Origin of the sequence: Candidatus Alcyoniella australis (genome assembly GCA_030765605.1) — a bacterium.
Classification (GTDB): domain Bacteria; phylum Lernaellota; class Lernaellaia; order JAVCCG01; family Alcyoniellaceae; genus Alcyoniella; species Alcyoniella australis.
Genome location: JAVCCG010000098.1, coordinates 75852 through 95977, shown reverse-complemented (window position 1 = coordinate 95977; position 20126 = coordinate 75852). Strand labels below are relative to the sequence as shown.

The window sequence follows — 20126 nt, the reverse complement described above, 5'->3', positions numbered from 1 at the left end:
GAGCCGTCGCTCGCACGCTCGATTCGTAACGGAGCTGCGCAGCCCAGGGCCACGAATGTTGCGGCGAACCCCTCGGCCCGTAGCTCGTCGAGTGTGAAGTCGCGGCCCAGGCTGCGCCCCAGGCGTAGCTCCACACCGGCAATCGCCTCGTGGATGTCGCGTTGCAGCGCCTCGTCAGGCAACCTGAAGCGCGGAATCGCGCTACGCATCGTGCCGCCGGGCTCGTCCGCGGCCTCGAACAGCGTCACCGGGTAGCCCAATCGCCGCAAATCGCGCGCCGCGCTTATCCCGGCCGGACCGCCGCCGATTACGGCCACGCGCGCCTTGTGCGGGTCGATCTCGATTTGTTCCAAAGGCGCGGGATCGTCGCCCTGGGCGCGCCTCGTTGCGACCCAGTCCGCCACAAAGCGTTTGAGGTCATTAATCGCCACGCCCTGGTCGAGCTGCGAGCGGTTGCACTCGGCCTCGCAGGGATGGTGGCAGATCCGGCCACAGACCGAGGGGAACGGGTTGCGCTCGCGGATCAGCGCGTAGGCCTCGGCGAACCGGCCGTCAGCGATCAGCGCGGTGTAGCCCTGGCAGTTGACCCCCGCCGGGCAGGCGAGCACGCACGGCGGACGCTCGGCCTTGGAGATCGCCACGGCCGCGGGGATCGCCTGGGGGTAGCTTTTGTAGATCGCGTGGCGCGTGCCCAGTCCCTGGTCGAACTCGCTGGGCACGTTGATCGGGCAGACCTCGAGGCAGTCGCCGCAGTTGTTGCAGCGCTCCAGGTCCACGTAGCGCGGGGCGCGCAGCAGGCGCACGCGGAAGTCGCCCGCTTCGCCGCGCAGCGCAGTGACCTCGCTGTCGGTCAGCACGTCGATGTTCAGATGCTTGTCGACCTCGATCAGCTTGGGCGAGATCGTACACATTGAGCAGTCGTTGGTGGGGAAGGTCTTGTCCAGTTGGGCCATCCGGCCGCCGATGGCCGTGGAGCGTTCGACCAGCGTGACGTGGAACCCGGCGTTGGCCAGGTCCAGGGAGGCCTGCATTCCGCCGATCCCCGCGCCGACCACCAGCACCGAGCCCACGCTGCGTCCCCGCTGTCCGGCCATCTAGAGCAGCCCCTTGTCGTGTAGTAGCGGACGCGGGTCGACCAGGTGCCCCGGCCACCAATCGTTCCCCTCGTCGCCCAATGCCAGGGCGATCAGCTCGCTGATGTAGACGATCGGCAGGCCGTAGCGCGTGTTGCGCTCGTCCTCGATCTGCGATTGGCGCGTGTCGAGGTTGGATTGGCACATCGGGCAGTCGACCACCATCAGCTCGGCCCCGCAAAGTTTGGCCGCCTGGAACAGATTTCCGCTGAGTTGCCGTACAAGGTCGGGTCGCGACAGGCTCAGCGAAGCGCCGCAGCAGTCGGTCTTGTACGACCAGGGGAGCGCGCGCATGCCAAGCGCCTCGAGCACGCGTTCCATCGACAGCGGGTCCTCGGGCCGCGCGCTGCCGGTGATTGCGGCCGGGCGCTGGGATAGGCAGCCGTAGTAGCACACGCCGCGCAGCTCGTGCAGCGATTGTTTGACGCGTTGCGTCAGGCGCTCGAGCAGCTCGGGCCGGTCGAAAAACTCGTTGATGTGAAAAATCGTCGGTGGGTCGTCGTACGGCTCGTTGATCAGGCGACCGGGGTCGTTGCGCAATTCAATGTCAGCCGCGCGCAGCCGCGCGAAACAGGCTGAGCAGGGAACCAGCAGCTCGGCCAGCCCCAACTTATTTGCAATTAAAAGGTTGCGCGCCGGGAGCATCACTGCCGCCTGCGGGTCGAGCATGTGCGCCGAGGTCGCACCGCAGCAGCTCCAGTCGGGCAGCTCGACCAGCTCTACCCCCAGCAGCGCGCAGGCCGCGCGCACGCTACGGTCGTAGTCGTTGGCTATGCCGGCCAGCGAGCAGCCCGGGTAGTACGCCGCGCGCAGGGTCAGCTCCCCTTGGGGCGGTCGAGGATTCGGCGCACCTCGTCGCGGCCGCGGACCTTGCCCTGCGTTAGTTTGAGCTTGCCGCGACGCAGCAGCTCCAGGCCCAGCCGGGCGTCGCCCAGTGGGTCGCGCGCCGCGAGCTTGAAGCGTGCGGTCAGCTCCAGTTCGTGGGCCCTACCGCTGCGTTGGACGGTTTCTAAAAACGCGCGGTGGAACTGCGCCACTCGCGGCTCGGCCGGTTCCAGGCCCGCCTCGAGGCTCATCCGCCGCAGCTCGTCGATCAGCCCGGCAACGTCCACCTCGTTGGGGCAGCGCGCGGTGCAGGTCTGGCACGAGGCGCAGACCCAGATCGCGTGGGAGTGCAAGAGCGCGTCGCGCATCCCCAGTTGCACCATGCGTACGATCTGCTGCGGCCCGAACTCCATGGCGAACGCCAGCGGGCAGCCGCCGCTGCATTTTCCGCAGTTGAAGCAGCGCGCTACGTTCGCATGGCCGCGCGCGTTGATCTCGTCGAGAAGATCGGAGTTGGGATGCTGCGCGTGTTCGCTGATGATCGCCTCCCGGCGCAATGTCCGTTGATGTTACGCGGATGCTAATTTGGCGGCTTTGACCGTATTTTTCAGTAACATCGTGATCGTCATCGGACCCACGCCGCCGGGCACCGGCGTGATCTTGCCCGCCACTTGGCTGACTCCCTCAAAGTCCACATCGCCGCAAAGCCGGGCCTTGCCCGACTCGGTTACGCCGATGCGGTTGACGCCCACGTCGATTACCGTGGCTCCGGGCTTGACCATTTCGGCTGTGATCGCGCCCGGACGTCCTGCGGCCACGATCAGGATCTCGGCGCGCCGGGTATGCTCGGCCAGCTCGCGGGTGCGCGTGTGGCAGATCGTGACCGTGGCGTTTGCGCCCACCTGCTTTTGCACCATCATCGCTGCCAGCGGCTTGCCCACCAGGTTGCTGCGGCCGACGATCACCAGCTCGGCCCCGGCGGTTTGCGTGCCCGAGCGGAGCAGCAGTTCCCTGATCCCGGCCGGGGTGCAGGGTGCGAAACGCTCCTGGCCGATCAGCAGCCTCCCCACGTTGAACGGGTGGAACCCGTCCACGTCCTTGTCCGGGTCAATGGCGTAGAGCACCTTGTTCTCGTCGATCTGCTGCGGCAGCGGGAGCTGCACCAGGATGCCGTGTACGTCGGCGCGGGCGTTGAGCTGCGCCACCAGCTCGAGCAGCTCGGCCTCGGACACATCCGCGGACAGGTTGTGCTGGAAGTTGGCGACCCCGATCTGCTCGCAGCCGCGGGCCTTGCCGCGCACGTACGAGACCGACGCCGGGTCCTCGCCCACCAACACCGTGGCCAGTCCGGGAACGATTCCGCGCGAGGCTTTAAACTCGGCCACCTCGTCCCGCAGCTCGTCGCGGATCTGCTGCGAGATCTCTTTGCCGCTGATGATTTGCGCCGTCATCGTGCACACCTCCCACTGTCTGGAAATACCGGCCTGTGAAGCTTGAATGAATGATCCCGGCTGGCCTGCGCCGTGTCAAACGGCCTAGCCGGGATTATTCATAAGGGTTCTACTGCGGGCACAATCTGCTGGCAATAACTGTGTCATCCTCGCCGATCCGTCCTCGACGTACCTCAATTGGTACGCCTGCGCAGGCGGCTTTGAGCCGCCCGCAAAGCTCGCGTATCGCGCCTCTCGTTGACCAACGAACCTCCCCGCGTCGCAGAGACCCTCGTCGGCCTTTGAGTTAGGAGTGCTTCCTTGTTCTTGCGGCATCTTGTACTCCTCGCTACGCACCATCATAAATAATCCAGGCTAGCGCGAAAACAATTCCAAATGCGATGACGGGCTTTTGACCGGCCGTTCGTGGCATGCTAATCCTATTGGCCCCAGCCTTCCATTGGGAGACGCGTATGTGGAACAAACTTTTAAAAATTGTCTTGATCATGAGCCTAACGCTCGCACTGGCAACGATCTTCGCGGCCTGCGATCAGGACGACGACGACGACGATGACGACGACGACTATACGCCGGGCGACGATGACGACGACGACGACGACGACGACGACGACGACGACGACGACGATGACGTCGAGCCCGACCTGCTGAGCATCGTCCACGAGTTTCCGCCGGTAGCTGCGCGTAGCGCGCAATATGAGTATCAGTTCCAGGCCCTCGGCGGCGTGGAGCCGTACCATCATTGGCAGATCGTCGATGGACGCATTCCGCCCAAGCTGACCCTCGATCCGCACAGCGGAGTGCTTACCGGCACGGTGCTGGACGAGGAGCAGCTCTATTACTTCGTGGTCTCGGTCCAGGATTCCTCGCCCGAGCCCCAGAGCGCCACAGAGGTCTTCGGCATTTTGGTCGGCACGCAAGGCCAGGACGGCCCGCTGCTGCGACGGGCCCGCGCCTACCAAGAGGTCTACGTCGCGCGGCACAACATGGACGGCCTGTCGGTGGACGCGCTGTACCCCGACGACCCTAGCGGCGAATACGGCTTTCTTACCCTGGGCGACGCCTGCTTTATCCACGGCAACGCCTCGGCCGGGGCCGCCTACCGCTACGCGGTAGAGCAAACTCCCGAGGCCCTGGAGAATGTCGAGAGCCACGTGCGCGGGCTGGACCTGCTCAACCGGGTCAACGGCGTGCCCGGGCTCTATTCGCGCTCTTACGCACCTCCCGGCGCGCCCCTGGCCCCCGGCGAGTACAGTAACCTCTGGCCCGCGGGCGACGACCACCTGGTCGAATCGGGCGAGTTCGCCGGATATCACTGGAAGGGCGACGTGAGCCTCGATCAGTATTCTGGAACACTGGTCGGCCTGTATCTGACCTACGAACTGGTGGATAACGAGCAGGTTCGCCAGACCATGCAGCGCAACATTCTCGAGGTCGCCGACTATCTGATCCAGGGCGACTTCATCATCTACGACTGGGATGGCGAGCCGACCCAGTACGGCGATTTTCGCGGCGACCATCTGGAGTACAAGCCGATTCCCGACGGCCTGGGCGCCGCGGCCAGCCTGGCCTGGATGCGCTTGGCCTACCACGTCTCCGGGGACGAGAAGTACATCGACCAGTACTACTACCGGGCCTACGGCGCCCATTATTTGGATTTCATGGAGAAGTTTCTGCTGGTCTGGATCGGACCGCTGACCAAGCACTACAACGTTTACATGGGTTTCGAGAACGTGTTCACCCTCACACGCCTCGAACAGGACGATGAGGAGTTGCAGCAATCATATAAAGAGACCTTCCGCGCCATGCTTTGGGAATCGCCCCAGAGCCCGGATTTGGTCTGGCGTCGCGCAGACGTCGAGGCCAACCCGACCTTTACCCAGTGGTATTTGCAGGCCATGGGCGAGCGCGACCCGGTGGGGATCATGAAGTCGATCTGGCAGCTCGAGGTGTTCCGCGATCCGCCGTTGCGCGACCGCTACATCGAGAACAGCAAGAACCCGGAGATCGAGAAGAATCCCCAGGACCCGACCCAGGCGCTATATCCGCTGCCCTCGAACCTGCGGCGCGAAGACATGTGCATTTGGCACCGCAGCCCCTACATCCTCGACGGCGGCAACGACAACGGCCGCGAACGCACGGGCCACGACTACATGCTCCCCTATTGGATGGGGCGCCACTACGGCTACATCAGCCCCGAGTGGTAGGCGGCTCCAAGCCGCCTCGGCGAGCCTACAAACAAAGATCGTTTCTACGATCTTTACCCCACCTCCCCGATCTTTGGTCGCGGAGTGGCACGTTGGTCAACTACCAGCGTAATCCGCGAGTTTTGCGGGCAGCTCCAAGGTGTCGCCGCGGAGTGGATCGTTGCCTAACAACCATCGAACTACGCGAGTTTTGTGGCAGCTCCAAGGTGTCGCCGCGGAGTGGATCGTTGCCTAACAACCATCGAGCTACGCGAGTTTTGTGGCACCTCAAAGGTGTCGCCGCGGAGTGGATCGTTGCCTAACAACCATCGAACTACGCGAGTTTTGTGGGCACCTCCAAGGTGCCGCCGCGGAGTGGATCGTGGCATTACGACCAGCGAGCTACGCGAGTTTTGTGGCACCTCAAAGGTGTCGTCGCGGGGTGGATCGTTGCCTAACAACCATCGAACTACGCGAGTCATGCGGGCACCTCCAAGGTGCCGGGTGCGGGGTGGAAAATTAAGATTCGGATTGGGGAAGATTGGGTCAAATTGGGCCGCTAGGTGTGAAGCAGCTTGCTTGGGCTGGATTGGGCCAAAGAACACTAAAAAAATAAGATTAGCCTAATATCAAGTAGATACAGCGTCTTGTCCACAGTTCGGCATGCGGGTTGCTGTTTAGTTTGGTCATGAACGAGAGGCTAAAAAAGATGAGCAGTGAGGAAAGTCAAGTGGAACACGCTAGGCAAACCAGCGGAATCACCATGATTAACCGTGAATCGATCACGGACAGCGACATTTTCCAGGATAAGGCTCTGTTCTGCTGCCTGGTTACGATTCAGGGCGACGAGGTCGGCAAGTTATTTTCGATCCGTAATTCCTCGTTACTGATGGGCCGCTCCCATAAGTGTGACGTGACGCTCAACCAGCAATTCGTCTCGCGGCTGCACTGCCGGATCGTGGTCAGCAACGAGGGGCCGTACATCGTGGACCTGGGTTCGACCAACGGCACCTATGTCAACGGCCGACGCGTTTCCTCGCAGCCCATCGAGAACGGTGATCGGATCAAGGTCGGCGAGTCGCGCTTCCTGTTCCTGGCCGGCGAGGAGGCCGATCGCGAGCTGGAAAACGAACTTGCTACGTGTAACAGCGTGGACAATCTGGTGATCGAGTTCAACCGCAGCTCGGTGACCAAGGAGCTCGAGCGCGAGCTGTACCGCCTCAAGCGCTATGGCAGGCAACTGTGCCTGGCCGTGTTGCGCATCGACCAGCTCGACGGTGTGCTCAACGAGCGTGGTTCGCAGTCGCGCGACCGGCTGCTGGCCCAGTTCCGTGCGCTGGCCCTGACATCGCTGAACACCGACGAGTCGCTGTACAACATCGCACCGGCTACCTTCGCCCTGGTGCTGCCCAGCCTGAACTATCAGCAGGCGGCCGAGCAGTTGGAGCAACTGGTGAATCTGATCGGTTCTTCAATGTTCGACCTCGACGACGAACCGCTGCAACTGAGCGTCTCCAGCGCGCTGGTGGAGGCCGACGCATCGGTCGCCACGGCCGAGGACCTACTGCGCTCGGTGCTGGACAAGCTCGACGCGTAAAATGGGTGCGATTGACCCGGGGTGCCGTAGCGCTTAATACTGATCTTAATGGCAATAATCAAAGATCTGCGAGCCCAACCCGCGAGCGCGCCCAACGACGGCAGCGGCCATACGCGCGTCTGCTGTACAGTATTTTCGCGCGCTGACGCGGTGACGATCGAATCGGTGAGCGTCGATCTGCGCACCCTGGGCGGCCCGGCGGACGCGGCCATGCGGCTTGACCCGGGGCGCAGCATCCCCGAGACCCGCGAAGGGGTCTACCACGTCGAGATCGAGGTGCCGCTGCTGGCCGAGACCGGACGGCACGATCCGTTGGTCAGGGCGCTGGACAGTGAGGGGAATTCGGCCAAAGGTCGGGCGCGACTGGAAGTGGAATACGCGCGAATCGCGGCCCAGGGCGGGCCGGGCGCGGATCTGGGCCGGTGGATGCTCGAACGCGCGGGCAAGGTTGAGACGGTGGGGGGCAACCGCATTGAGCCGCTGCTGAGCGGCGATGATTCGATGCGCGACAGGCTCGAGCTGATCCGCTCGGCCAAGCGGCAGATCAACCTCCAGACCTACATCATGGACGACGAGGGGCAGGTCGGCGAGATCGTCAAGGCGCTGCAGGAACGCGCTGCGGCGGGGATCGAGGTCAACGTGATCCTCAACGCCACGACTCAGATTGCGGCCTCGCCGCTGAGCGCGCTACGGCTGAAGTTCGCGGGCGTGGTCCGCGAGCTACAGAGCCTGGGACGCCGAATTGAGTTCGACATCTCGCGCCTGGGCAGCCGTGAGACGTTCCGTGAGTATTTCGATGAGGCGCGTCGCGGTTTCGACCGCGGTATGCAGGGGGTCAACCTGGTGATGTTCGACCCCGACCGGCTGCGTAAGGCCCAGGGACCGCCCGAGGAGCGGCCGGGCTGGGCGGTCTGGCTGCGCGCCTATTCGGAGCGCAACGCTGCCAAACGTGAGGGCCGGGTACCCGACTGGCTGCCCGGATTCCAGGGCCCCGGCGGCCTGCCGGCACTGCCGCTGCTGGACTATGCGATCCACGAGAAGCTGCTGATCGTGGACGGCGAACGGGCGATCGTCGGCGGACGCAACCTCGACGACCGCTACTTCCATAGCTGGATCGACCTCGACCTGATGATCCACGGGCCGCTGGTTAAATCCATCCAGCGCGGATTCCTGCGCAGCTTCAACGAGTTTTCCGCGGACGACGAGCAGCGCGTACAGCCGATCGAGCTGCTGCCCGATCCCGCGCCCTCAGGCTCGGTCGAGGCGCAATTCGTACAATCGCGCCCTTGGGCCGGCGACCTGTCGGTGCTGCACAGCGTGGTCACGCTGATCCAGCTTGCAAGGCAGCGGGTGCTGATCGGCTCGCAGTACGTGGCGCTTCAGGACTGCCTGCTGCGCCGAGCGCTGTTCGATGCGGTGCAGCGCGGAGTGCGGGTCAAGCTGATCAGCAACTCGCTGGAGACCAGCAGCGAAGTGACCTTCGGCAGCGGGTACTTTGTCTCGCTACGGCACTTCGGCGAGCTGATCCGCGCCGGGATCGAGGTCTATCTAGTCAACGGCACCGGCGATTCGGAGCAGCCCCAGCCGTATTACCACGCCAAGGAGATCATCGTCGACGGCGAGGTTGCGGCTGTCGGCTCGTTCAATCTGACCATGCGCTCGTGCTACATCGAGTCCGAGAATATGATCAACCTGTTCGACTCCACGCTGGTGCGCAGGCTCGAGCAGGTGTTCGAGCAGCGCCTGGAGACCCAGTGCTCCCGCCTGACTCCCGAGCTGTTCTCCGAACTCAGCGAACAGGCCCGCGAACGGATGGAGATCGCCCGCTACGCAGAGCTGCTGTACTGACAATCGCGTAAACAAAGACAAGTTTAATACTAGTATTACGGGCTAAATACTTACCTTTTGTAAGCCTGTTGGCGAATAAGTTATGCAGCGATCGCCCCCACATGTTGTGCAGCTCTAACATCAATCAGTTGAAACGATAAAGCAATCAAGATTTATCTCCATTGTGGCATGGGGAATGTATCTCATCAAGACGGAGAGGTAGCATGAAACACCGCAATTGGAGCGACGGAGCCGATCCAAAGGCGAGGAGGGCGATAAAATGGATGCTCGAGCGAAAGCAGGATTCACCCTAATCGAGCTTGTGATTGTGATCGGTATTATCGGTATTCTGTCTGCAATCGCAATTCCCACCTACAGGGGAGTGCGGGCCGATGCCGAACTCATTGAAGTTGTGAGCGATATCCGCAACCTCCAGTCGCTGGCCGTGATCTACATGGAGGACAAGGGGACGCCGCCGACGCTCGATCAGCTCGACGAAATGTATCGTAGGTCGGGCAAGGACTCGATCGTGGGCGAATACATGATCATGATCAACAGTGAAGACGACAACAACGGCCACGGCAACGACTGGGACGGTTGGGACGACGGCAATCCCGGTGTGGGCGGCGCCAACGGCCTGCCTGCTCCATCGGAATACGCGCCCAAGTTCTTCCTGATCTTCAGCACCCGCGAACTTCCGAAATACGAATACATCTTCGGCATGGACGACAACCCGCTGGTGCGCGTGCCCGACGGGCAGGATCCACTGAATATCGACCAGTTTTTATAGCCCGCATTATTCTTCGAGTGCGGCGGCTCACAGCCGCCGCACCGACCACCTATTTCCAAAGATAAAATCGGGCTAAACGCGGACCGCCCCAATTCCGGGCTGGCGCCGCTGTTTGGCGACCAATTGTGCGGGGTCGCTGTTACGTATTGTAAACAGTTGGTTTCAAAAAGTTTTATAACCAACTTGAGCAATTACGGAACTTCATCCCTTATGGCATTCAACTCATTGTAATCAGGTCGTTTATATTTAGCGAAGCCCTTGGCATGCTTCGTGAATATCTCTTATTCGCTGGCGCTCAAAATGGAGGGGCTGTCATGGAAAGAAAAGCAATGCACACAAGAGCAGAGAACGGATTCTCTCTGATCGAGATGATGATCGTGGTCGCAGTGATCGGCATTTTGTCGGCGATCGCCATCCCGATTTACGCCTCAGTGCGCGGAGACGCCGAGAACGCAAGTGTGATGATGGACGTTCGCAATCTGCAGTCCCTGGCGGTTATCTTCCAGGAGGACCATGGCATGCCGCCGACCACGGCCGAGTTGGATGATATGTACAGCCGCACGGGCAAGGATTCGATTGCAGGTGAATACGAGATCATCAGCCCCTACATCGACGAGGACGGTGAGGGCGGATCGGGCACCCTGGTCAACGCCTTTCCCGAGGGAATAGACGGATACCAGCCGCATGACTGGGTGATCTGCAGCACCTCGCAGCTCAACAGCTCCAACTATATCTATGCCCTTGACGACAACGCCCCTGACGTCGCCGAGTTTGACGAGGATCCGATGGCTCCTCTATGTTGCGGGCCCGGAGACGGGGCTGTCGCGGGCGACGACGATGACGATGACGACGACCTGGGCGGCGACGACGATGACGACGCCGACGATGACGATGACGGCGACGACGATGACGACGCCGACGATGACGACGACCTGGGCGACGACGACGATGACGACGATGCCGACGACGATGATGACGACGACATTGGCGGCGACGACGACGACGACGACGATGATGATGATGATGATGACAATCCGGTGTATCCCGGCGACTGCCCGATCGAGGCAATGTGCCCCTGCGACTGGGATTGGGCCAACCACGGTGAGTACGAGTCCTGCGTGGCCCACTACACCAATGAGTGCAAGAAGGCAGGGATCATCAGCGGAGCGGAGAAGGGGATGATCACCTCCATCGCCGCCCAGTCAAACTGCGGAAAGTAAGCCCCGGATAGCCAGCAACCGAGAATGGCGGGCGCGGCCTTGGCCGCGCCCGTCTTGTTTGTATTTATGGCGTGTTTCTCAGTTCCATCCCAGCAAGCTTGTGATGAGGCGCGCGAGCAGGCCGGCCGCCGGGTAGAACGGATCCATGCGCCGCCAGCGTGCGGGCCACGAATCGCCGCCCAGCGCATCCAGGTCCAACTCGTACAGTCCATAGATGCAAGAGGTGAGGTAGAGCTTGGAGTTGCGCTCGTCGACGTCCATCCAGCGCGCCCAGGGCGGTCCGGGGATGCGGTCGATCAGCGAGTAATCGCTAAGCGAGCGCACCTCGATCAGCGGGGCGAAGCCCGAGATAATCATCCGGCCGCCGGCGTGATCCAGGCTGACCAGTCGCAGTCCCGGAAAACTTGGCACCAGCGCCGCGGGCTGATAGCGCTCCAAATCCACTGCCAGCAACTGGCCGCGCAGGGGCAACGCCACGTACAACAGGTCGGTCTGCGGGTCCAGAGCCGTGCGCTCGGCGAAGTTGGGGATGGCCAGCCTGCGCCCGATCCACAGCGACTCGCCGTCCATCTCGACCAGCTCTCCAGGCGCCCACAACGGGACGTGGTAAGTCTTGCGGCGTGGGTCGTACTCCACCGAGGAGAGCAGGCTTTGGTGAATATTATAGGCGCTGATTCGATCGCCCTGGGGAGTGACGCGTAAGACCGCCACCTGGCAGTAGACCGCCAGCGTGTCGCGTCCGTCCGGCAGCAGCGTCATCAGCATGTACTGTTCGATCAGATCGGGCATCGGATTTTCGATTGCAGTCTCACGCACGATCTGCAGGGTCGCTGCGTCGAGCTCCAGGGTGCGTCCCGCGTCCGCATCGACGTACACGTATTGATCGGTTTGATCGTCATAGGCCACGATCTGCATGTTCGGCAGCCCGGGCTCGAGCTCGGCCAGGCGTGAACCGTCCTGCGGATCGATCAGGTAGATCCCTTGGGTGTTGATGGTCATCAGCAGCGTGCCGTTATTTGGATGCACGAAGACCTGGTACGCGGGCGGGCCGATCAGCCGCCGCATCGGCGCATTGCTGAAGCGGTCCAGTTCCGGGGGGATCGACTCCAGCGGATGGGGGTGGATCACCCAGGGGACGAACAGCGCAGTGCAGACCAGCGCCGTCTGAAATACGCGCAAAGGGGCGAACCACAGCCCGTTGCGCGCGCGGCCGGTGGCCCAGACCAGAGACGGTACCAACAGGTCGGAGAGCAGCGGCAGACGCGCCGCCGCCGTCTGCAAGGCGCCGCCGGACTGCCCGAGCACGTGAAACCAGAGCACGATGAACAGGTTGAGACCCAGATAGTTTGCGGCCCGGTCCGATCCGTTGACCTCCGCGGTCTGCGGCCAGTAGCCCTGCGCGACGTGCAACGGGAGTCGGGACAAGTAGAACGACACGGCCAGTGCGACGGGCAGCGCAAGCAGCAGCATCAAACGTGGCAGCGGCTTGGTGCGCAATCGCGGCGCCAAGAGCAACAGCAGCGCCGCGGGCAGCAGCGCGTAACTTAAATCGTGGAACAGGTCGAGCTGCGCGATCACGTCCATCAGGCCGACGGCGTTGCGGATCGAGAAGTAGCGCTCGTGCAGCTGCTTGATCACGTAGATCAGCGCAGCCCACACCAACAGCGTACGCATCAGGTAGCCTAGGGCGTTGTACGCGGCGCGGTGTTGACGGATTGCCCGTGGATGGGCTGAGGTGTGCTTCGATTCAGCCATGCGCCCGCAGCAACGACAGCAGGTGCGGCAGGTCCAGACAGGTCAACACGTCCTGCGGACCCAGCCAGCCCTTGCGTGCGATGCCCACGCCGTAGGCCACGTCGTCGATGCCCTTGATCGAGTGCGCGTCAGGGCAGATTGCAATCAAGACGCCGAGCTGCTTGGCACGGCGGTGATGACGCCAATCCAGGTCCAGACGGTGCGGATTGGCGTTGAGCTCGATGGCCGTGCCGGTTTGGGCCGCGACCTCGAGCACGGCCTCGACGTCCAGCGGGTAGGCCTCGCGCGAGAGCAGCAGCCGGCCCGTGGGATGGCCCAGGATCGTGGTGTAGGGGTTGCGCACCGCGGCGACGATCCGCGCGGTCATCTGCTCGAAGCTCATGTTGAATTGCGAGTGCACCGAGGCGATGACGAAGTCCAGGGAGTCCAGCAGCGCCTCGTCGTAGTCCAGCGATCCGTCGGCCAGAATGTCGGACTCGATACCGTGCAAAATGCGAAACGGCGCCAGCTCGCTGTTGAGCCGCTGCACCTCTTCGCGCTGGCGTTTGATGTCGTCGGGTTTGAGTCCGCCGGCGTACGACGCGCTTTGGGAGTGGTCGGACACGCCCAAATATTGGTAGCCGCGCTCAAGCACGGCGTGGGCCATGGCCTCCAGCGTGTTGCTGCCGTCGGAGAATGTGGTGTGGCAGTGCACTATCCCGCGCAGGTCCGAGACCTCGACCAGCCGCGGGAACTTCGAGCGTTCGGCAAGCTCGATCTCGCCTTGGCCCTCGCGCGCCTCGGGCGGGATATAGTGCAGACCCAGCTTGGCGTAGAGATCGGCCTCGTCGGCCAGCGGCTGGGGCGTCTCGCCGCGGAACAATCCGTACTCGTTGAGCTTGAACCCCAGGCCTTTGGCGCGCGAGCGCAGCTGCGTGTTGTGCTCTTTGCTGCCGGTGAAGTGTATCAAGGCCGCGGGCCACTGCTCGGATGAGACCACGCGTAGATCCGCGGCGATTCCCGATTGCAGCACCAGCGATGACATGGTCTCGCCGTGGCCAATGATTTGCGTTGCCTCGGGCTGTTCGATAAAGGCGCGCATCATGGCTTCGGGGTCGTTCGAGGCGGCGAGCAGGTCGAGGTCCTTGACCGTCTCGAGCCTGCGCCGCAACGAGCCGGCGACCTCGATCCTCTGGGCCAATCCGCTGCTGTTCAACGTTTGAAGCATGGCATCGGCGGCCGTGCGGGCCGTGGGATAGCGCACGCGGCGGGAGAAGCGCCGCACGCGCACGATGCCTTCAAGAATCGCCGCCTGGCTCTTGGCGCCGAACCCCTTGAGCTCTACAAGCCGGTTCTCGTGGCAGGCGTACTCCAGCTCGCCCAATGAGCTGATCCCCAGTTGCTCGTGCAGCGCCCGCACCTTTTTCGCTCCCAGGCCGGGCACCTTGAGCAGCTCGAGCATTCCGGGCTCGAACTGGGCGATCAGGCGTTCGAGGTAGGGCAGTTCGTCCGTGCGATAGAGGGCCTCGATCTTTTCGCTCAGCGCCTTGCCGATTCCCTTGACCTCGCCGGCATTGGCGCGCTGGACGAACTGCTCCAGGTCTTCCTCGAGTCCCTTGAGCATCCGCGCCGCGTTTTGGTAGGCGCGAATTTTGAACACCACCTCGCCGCGCAGCTCGAGCAGCAGGGCGATCTGTTCGAGCTTCTCGGCGATTCCGCGGTTGTCCATTAACCTTTCCAGCGGAACTGGAAATGGCAGCACTCGCCACCCTCGGACAGCGTGCTGGGCCGTTGCAGCCGCACCTGGGGTTGCTCGCGTTCGAAGTACAGCAAATCGCCGGCGCAGAACAACGGCGCCAAGTCGGGCCGCTCGATGCGCGCGCAGAGTTCGACGAACAAACAGCGCACCACCTTGAACTCGAACTCGCTCTCGCCCTCGATCTTCAGCCCCTCGACCGTGGAGTTGGGAAAGCGCGCGCTGATGCCGCGCAAAAACGCCAACCGTTCGTCGCCGGACATCGCCAGCACCCGCGGCCGCTCAATGCGCGGGATCTGCGCGCGCAGGAAGATCAGCGAGCCCTCCTCGACCACGCGCTGGGTGAGGTTAAACGCCTGGTCGCTCTCCATCCGCCGCGCCAACGCGCGTTCGAGCAGCACCGCGCCCGCTGCCTGCCGCCGGGTCAGCTCCTCGCCACGGCTTTGCGGCGGGCCGAGCTTTTTAAACGGCTCGCCGCGCGCCTGGCCGACCGCGATCCGCAGGCCGACCCCCAGCGCCCCGAACCAGCCCAGCTCGGACGCCAGGATCTTCAGCGCGGCCCAGCCGGACCGCAGGTCGAACAATGCCAGATCGAGCCGCTCGCCCATGCTTTCCCTCGCAGTCGACGTATTTAGAAATCGATTATAACGCTCATAACGCCACGAGCTAAAATCCGAGCAACCCGCCGACCGACTTGATGGAAAAGGCCACGACCCAGGCCAGCACGAACGAGTAGGCCACGCTGAACGCCGCCCACTTGCGCGAGTTGGTCTCGCGGCGGATCGCGGCCACCGTGGCCAGGCACGGCGTATAGATCAAAATGAACGCCATAAAAGCGTAGGCGATCAGCGGGGTCATGCCGGTATTGCGCAGGGCGACGATCAACCCCGCGTTGCCCGGCTGCTGCTCGTCGTCGACCTGCATCAGCACGCCCAGGGTCGAGACCACAATCTCCTTGGCCACGAACCCGGTGAGCACGGCCACGGCCGCGCGCCAATCCAGTCCAAGCGGCGCGAAGATCGGCTCGATGGTCCGGCCGATGCGGCCGATGTAGCTCTCAGCGATGCGATCGGCCTCCAGTGTTTGCTGTAATTGGGCCACGTGCTCCGTGTGGTAAAGCTCGATGGTCAACCGCTGTTTGGAGTTGGCACCGGCCTGGTACAGCCCGTAGCTCAGGCCGTGGGCATCGATCCGCCCGGTCAGCTCTTGGTGCCGCGGTCCGTGCACCGGGAACGCGCCAAGAAACCAAATCACAATGCTGCCCACAAGGATCACGCCGCCCATCTTGCGCACGAAGATCTTGGAGCGCTCCCACATGTGAATCGCCGTGGTTTTGAACGTGGGCAGGCGGTAGGGCGGCAGCTCCATCACGAACGGCGCGGCCTGACCGCGCAGGATTGTTTTGGAGAACAGCCTGCCGACCAGCACCGCCAGCAGCGCGCCAAGCAAATAGATCGAGAAGATCACGGTCCCGGCACGCGCCGGGGGGAAGAACGCGCCGGCGAGCAGCACGTAGACCGGCAGCCGCGCAGAGCACGACATCAGCGGATTGATCATGATCGTCAGAATCCGGTCGCGTTCGCTTTCCAGAGTCCGCGTGGCCATCACCGCCGGAACCGTGCAGCCAAAGCCCATCAGCAACGGGATAAAACTCTTGCCGTGCAGACCCAGCAGGTGCATCACGCGGTCCATCAAAAAAGCGGCGCGCGCCATGTAGCCCGAGTCCTCGAGGAAGCTGATGCACAAAAACAGCAGCAGGATGTTGGGCATGAACACCAGTACCGAGCCCACGCCGCCGATCACGCCCTCGACGATCAGCCCGCGCAGCAGTCCCGCGGGAAGCAGCGCGCCCACGCTTCGGCCGAGCCAGGAAACGCCGATGTCCAGCCAGTCCATCGGGTAGGCGCCGACCGTGAACGTGAACTGGAACATCGCCCAGACCATCAGCGCGAACAGCGGCAGGCCGAACAGCCTGTTGGTCAGCACGCGGTCGATCTGCTCGGAGACCGAGACGCGGTCGATCAGCGTTTCGGTCAGCGTCTCCTTAAGCGCGCCGGCGATGAAGCCGTAGCGTCGTTCGGCGAACAGCAATTCCGGGTCGTCGCCGTAAAGCGAGACCAGATGCTCGCGCAGGCGCTCAATCGTCAGCAGCAGCTTCTCGCTATTTTCGGCCTCGGCGATGTTCTCGATCGCCCGGCGGTCGTTCTCGAGCAGTTTGATCGCCATCCAGCGCTCCGCAGCGTAGCAGCGCTCGATTTGGCTGGTCGGCAACATCTGTGTCAGCTCGGCCAGGTGACCCTCGACCTCGGAGCCGTAGGGGATGCGCACTGGGCGTATTGCGTCGTTGCGCCCCTCGACGACTTCGATGCAGGCTCGCAGCAGGCTTTCCAGTCCCTTTTCCCGTGAGCCGACCGTGGGCACCAGCGGCGCGCCGAAGATCTCGCTGAGCCGACCGATGGCGATCTTCAGCCCCTTTTGCTCGGCCACGTCCATCATGTTCAGCGCGATCACCAGCGGGCAGCTCAGCTCCACAAGCTGGGTGGTCAGGTACAGGTTGCGCTCCAGATTGCCCGCGTCGACGATGTCCACCACCACGTCGGGTCGCTCGTCCACGATGTAGTTGCGGGCGACCAGCTCCTCGATCGAGTAAGCGGTGAGCGAGTATGTGCCCGGCAGATCGACAACCGTGACCTCGTACCCCTCGAACTCCAGGTGTCCCTGCTTGCGCTCGACGGTCACGCCGCCCCAGTTGCCGACCTTCTGCCGCGCGCCGGTCAGCGCGTTGAAGATCGTGGTCTTGCCCGAGTTTGGATTACCCGCCAGGGCGATAGTGATGCGTTTCACTGTCGTCTCAATCTTCGGTTGGCTTCTCGACCTGGACTAGGTCGGCCTCCTCGCGGCGCAGGCTGACGTGGTAGCCCTTGAGCACGAACTCCACCGGGTCCTTGAGCGGGGCGTACTTCTCCACGCGCACCACGCTGCCGGGTGTAAAGCCCATCTCGATCAGCCGCCGGCGGAACGCGCCGGAGCCGTGCACGCGAAGCACGGTCGCCACGTCGCCCTCGCGACAGTCGCGCAGCGTCGGCCCGTGGTCGTGACCGTGTCCGTGGCGATGCCCGGGACTCATGCGTCGTCCTCTGCAGGTTCGAGGATGCGCCGTACCTGGATTCGATCGACCATCCCGCGACCCAGGGCGATGCGCGAGCCCTTGACCTTGATCACGAACGGTCCGGCAAAGGTGTTGTGGCAGACCTCGATCTCGTCGCCGGGGGTCAAACCCAGGGAGGTCAGTCGCTGCTTGAGGTTGCTGCCGCCCTCGATCTGCACCACCTGGGCGCGTAGGCCGTCGCGCACCAGGCTCAAGGGCAGCACGCGGTCCGGGTCCGGCTGCTCCTCGATTGCGAATTCCGGCAGCTGGGACAGCGGCTCGGCGCTGCATCGTTCGCAGACGCCCATGATCTGCAGGCTGTGACGCAAAATCCTGAACCCATGCTGTTCGGCGATCCGGCGCTGCTCAGCCTCGATCACGTCAGAGCGGAACTCGATCAGCTCTCCGCAGCGCACGCAGACCAAGTGGTCGTGGTGCAAATGGCCGTAGACGTGTTCGTAGTAGACAGGTCCCTCGCCGAAAAACACCTTGCGAATTAAGCCCGCGCGCACCATCTCGCCCAGAGCCATCTGCACCAGATCGGGCATGATCTCGGGGTTGGCCTCGCGCAGTCGGTCCACAAGCCGGCCGTGGGTAAAGTGCTCGTGGGTGTCCAGGGCCGCCAGCAGCACCGCCTCGCGGTCAAGGCCGAAGGGCTTGCCCGTGCCGGCCAGGTACGATTTGAAAGCGTTGGTTGCGTCGTCGATGCTGTACATCTATTGCTCTACCTCGGGATTGGCGCTGCAATCGCCGCATACGCCGCGCAGCTCCAGGGTGTGGCGATTCAGTGCAAAGCCGTATTCCTCGGCGACCCGGCGCTGGGCGCGCTCGATGCGCTGGTCCGCGAACTCGACGATCCGGCCGCAGACCTCGCACACCAGGTGATCGTGGTGCGGCAAGCCCCAAACGTGTTCGTAGAGCTGCTGCTCGTTCTGCGCGCAGGGCAGGGCCTTGCGGATCAGCCCGGCGCGGATTAGCAGCGGCAGCGTGCGGTAGACCGTAACCCGCGAGGCGTGCAAGCGCCGTCGACGCAGCACACGCAATAAATCATCGGTGTTGAAATGGTCGTCCAGCGCGAAGGCCGCCCGAACAACGTCCTCGCGCGAGCGGGTCAGGCGCAGGCCTTCGCAAGCGGCGAACTCTCTGAACTGTTCCAGCGGCGACTTCATTTCCTCGATCAAACCCTCACGAAAACGCGGGCTAAATGAAACCAAGTTTCAATTCATTTTATTGAAACTCAGTATCAATTGTCAAGGAGGAAGCCTGCGGGCCGCTCGTTTCGTCTCGTCTCGATCTTCCGTCGATGCGGGCCTATTGTTTCGTTGGCTGCTCCGCGGGCGTGGGAGTTGGCTGCGGCGTATCGCCGCGCAGCTCGTCGGCCTTGAGCAGGTATTCCGCGCTGTGTCCCTCTCCGGCGATCAGGACGATTTTGAGATCGTCGATCTTCGGCGGCTTGAAGCTGAACTTGCCCTGATTGTCGGTCTCGCCGGCGAGGATCTGTTCGCCGCTCGAGTCGAGCACGAAAATCTGGCCGCTCATTACCTTGTTGCCGTTGGAGAAGAAGGCCTCGATGAACACCGTGCCGTCCTCGACATAGGCCCAGAGGCTGACCCCGTGGGCCAGGGCCGAGGATGCAAGGACCAACATCGATACGACTAAAAGCAGCTTTATGTTTCTCATCTTGACCTCTACTTGAAATCGACGGTATTGACCCAGATCAGGCCGCCGATTTCCACCGGGTGTTTCTCGCCATCGGGCGCCAGCAGCTGCTCGGGCCCGTCCTCCAGCGCGGCGAATCCCCACCAACCGGCTCGCGGCATGGCGTAGGAGAACACGCCGTTTTGGTCGGCGATCACCACCTGGATGCAGTAGACCTCGTCCGGGGACGGGATCTTGTCCTTGTTGTCGTAGGAGACCTCGACCTCGGCGAACGGCACGGGCTTGCCCTCGAGCAGCACCTGGCCGGAGAACACGTTGCCTGTCCAAAGGCCGTAGGGCCTGGTCAGCGGCCGGATCTCAATTGGAAAGCCCAGCAGCTCGTCCCAGCCCTCCTCCAGGCCCAGGGCCTGAACCACCACCTTGGTGTAGTGGATGATCAGCTTGCCCTCAGCCGGTTCCCAGTAGGGGGTGGGCTCGAGGTAGAACACATAGTCGCCGGGCCGTCCGATCTGGTACTCGGTGCTCCAGGTGCTGAAATCGCCCTGCTTGACCAGTTGCAGCGAACTCAGCAGGTCCTGTTTCTCTCCGCCTGCCAGCACGCCGAACTGCTGGGGCTTGACCATATTCATCAGCCCCTGTTCAAAGGGGTGGCCGAAGCGCAGATCGACCTTGATCGTCTTGGAGTCGCCGGCCGCGACGATATCGTCGGAGGGTTGAACCACGGCGAAATGTGCCAGTGCGCTCAACGGCAGCAGCAGGGCCGCCGCAAGCATCATCGCTATCGCCATTCGCTTGCTCATTTT

The 20126-nt window shown here is 62.9% G+C and carries 17 protein-coding genes and 1 pseudogene; 5 read left to right on the top strand and 13 right to left on the bottom strand.

The features are described from left to right. From P9M14_11585 to folD, 4 genes are all read right to left on the bottom strand, one after another. A partial coding sequence (locus tag P9M14_11585) for an FAD-dependent oxidoreductase (protein ID MDP8256381.1) occupies positions 1–1094 on the bottom strand: 1094 nt, incomplete at its 3' end. Then, a complete protein-coding gene (locus P9M14_11580; GenBank protein ID MDP8256380.1) occupies positions 1095–1946 on the bottom strand; it encodes a CoB--CoM heterodisulfide reductase iron-sulfur subunit B family protein in 852 nt (283 codons plus the stop codon). A 2-nt stretch (positions 1947–1948) separates the two neighbouring features. Then, on the bottom strand, positions 1949–2515 hold the full coding sequence (locus P9M14_11575) for a 4Fe-4S dicluster domain-containing protein (protein MDP8256379.1): 567 nt from the start codon (positions 2513–2515) through the stop codon (positions 1949–1951). 12 nt (positions 2516–2527) lie between these two features. Then, the gene (folD, locus tag P9M14_11570; GenBank protein MDP8256378.1) at positions 2528–3409 is read right to left on the bottom strand and encodes a bifunctional methylenetetrahydrofolate dehydrogenase/methenyltetrahydrofolate cyclohydrolase FolD; all 882 of its coding nucleotides are present in this window, start codon (positions 3407–3409) and stop codon (positions 2528–2530) included. 452 nt (positions 3410–3861) lie between these two features. Between folD and P9M14_11565 the strand changes: the two genes are divergently transcribed. The 5 genes and pseudogenes from P9M14_11565 to P9M14_11545 all read left to right on the top strand — a co-directional run bounded on the left by P9M14_11565 (position 3862) and on the right by P9M14_11545 (position 11026). Continuing rightward, positions 3862–5613, top strand: coding sequence for a cadherin repeat domain-containing protein (locus P9M14_11565; protein MDP8256377.1), 1752 nt, complete (start codon positions 3862–3864; stop codon positions 5611–5613). A 709-nt stretch (positions 5614–6322) separates the two neighbouring features. Beyond that, positions 6323–7189, top strand: a complete 867-nt coding sequence (locus tag P9M14_11560) for an FHA domain-containing protein (GenBank protein ID MDP8256376.1) — start codon at positions 6323–6325, stop codon at positions 7187–7189. Between the two features lie 48 nt (positions 7190–7237). Further along, positions 7238–9037 carry a phosphatidylserine/phosphatidylglycerophosphate/cardiolipin synthase family protein gene (locus tag P9M14_11555; GenBank protein MDP8256375.1) on the top strand — a complete coding sequence of 600 codons (1800 nt, stop codon included), beginning with the start codon at positions 7238–7240 and terminating at the stop codon, positions 9035–9037. 259 nt (positions 9038–9296) lie between these two features. Further along, a pseudogene (locus P9M14_11550) lies at positions 9297–9395 on the top strand (prepilin-type N-terminal cleavage/methylation domain-containing protein). A gap of 740 nt (positions 9396–10135) precedes the next feature. Beyond that, positions 10136–11026 carry a prepilin-type N-terminal cleavage/methylation domain-containing protein gene (locus P9M14_11545; GenBank protein MDP8256374.1) on the top strand — a complete coding sequence of 297 codons (891 nt, stop codon included), beginning with the start codon at positions 10136–10138 and terminating at the stop codon, positions 11024–11026. A 78-nt stretch (positions 11027–11104) separates the two neighbouring features. On the opposite strand, the gene P9M14_11540 is transcribed toward P9M14_11545, so the two are convergent. The 9 genes from P9M14_11540 to P9M14_11500 form a co-directional block, all read right to left on the bottom strand. Continuing rightward, a complete protein-coding gene (locus tag P9M14_11540; protein ID MDP8256373.1) occupies positions 11105–12781 on the bottom strand; it encodes a hypothetical protein in 1677 nt (558 codons plus the stop codon). Continuing rightward, positions 12774–14489, bottom strand: coding sequence for a DNA polymerase/3'-5' exonuclease PolX (polX, locus tag P9M14_11535; GenBank protein MDP8256372.1), 1716 nt, complete (start codon positions 14487–14489; stop codon positions 12774–12776). Before polX ends, P9M14_11540 begins: the two co-directional genes overlap by 8 nt. Then, entirely contained in the window at positions 14489–15124 is a 636-nt protein-coding gene (locus tag P9M14_11530) for an L-2-amino-thiazoline-4-carboxylic acid hydrolase (protein ID MDP8256371.1), read from the bottom strand. Before P9M14_11530 ends, polX begins: the two co-directional genes overlap by 1 nt. A gap of 58 nt (positions 15125–15182) precedes the next feature. Beyond that, entirely contained in the window at positions 15183–17360 is a 2178-nt protein-coding gene (gene feoB, locus P9M14_11525; protein ID MDP8256370.1) for a ferrous iron transport protein B, read from the bottom strand. Between the two features lie 7 nt (positions 17361–17367). After that, positions 17368–17643, bottom strand: a complete 276-nt coding sequence (locus P9M14_11520; GenBank protein ID MDP8256369.1) for a FeoA family protein — start codon at positions 17641–17643, stop codon at positions 17368–17370. Continuing rightward, positions 17640–18380: a transcriptional repressor gene (locus tag P9M14_11515; protein ID MDP8256368.1), complete on the bottom strand. Its 741-nt coding sequence runs from the start codon at positions 18378–18380 to the stop codon at positions 17640–17642. Before P9M14_11515 ends, P9M14_11520 begins: the two co-directional genes overlap by 4 nt. Further along, positions 18381–18833 (bottom strand): Fur family transcriptional regulator, encoded by a 453-nt coding sequence (locus P9M14_11510; GenBank protein MDP8256367.1) that lies wholly within the window; start codon positions 18831–18833, stop codon positions 18381–18383. A 142-nt stretch (positions 18834–18975) separates the two neighbouring features. Further along, positions 18976–19344: a hypothetical protein gene (locus tag P9M14_11505; protein ID MDP8256366.1), complete on the bottom strand. Its 369-nt coding sequence runs from the start codon at positions 19342–19344 to the stop codon at positions 18976–18978. Positions 19345–19352: 8 nt separating this feature from the next. Next, on the bottom strand, positions 19353–20123 hold the full coding sequence (locus tag P9M14_11500; protein ID MDP8256365.1) for a DUF4198 domain-containing protein: 771 nt from the start codon (positions 20121–20123) through the stop codon (positions 19353–19355). Between the last annotated feature and the right edge of the window lie 3 nt (positions 20124–20126).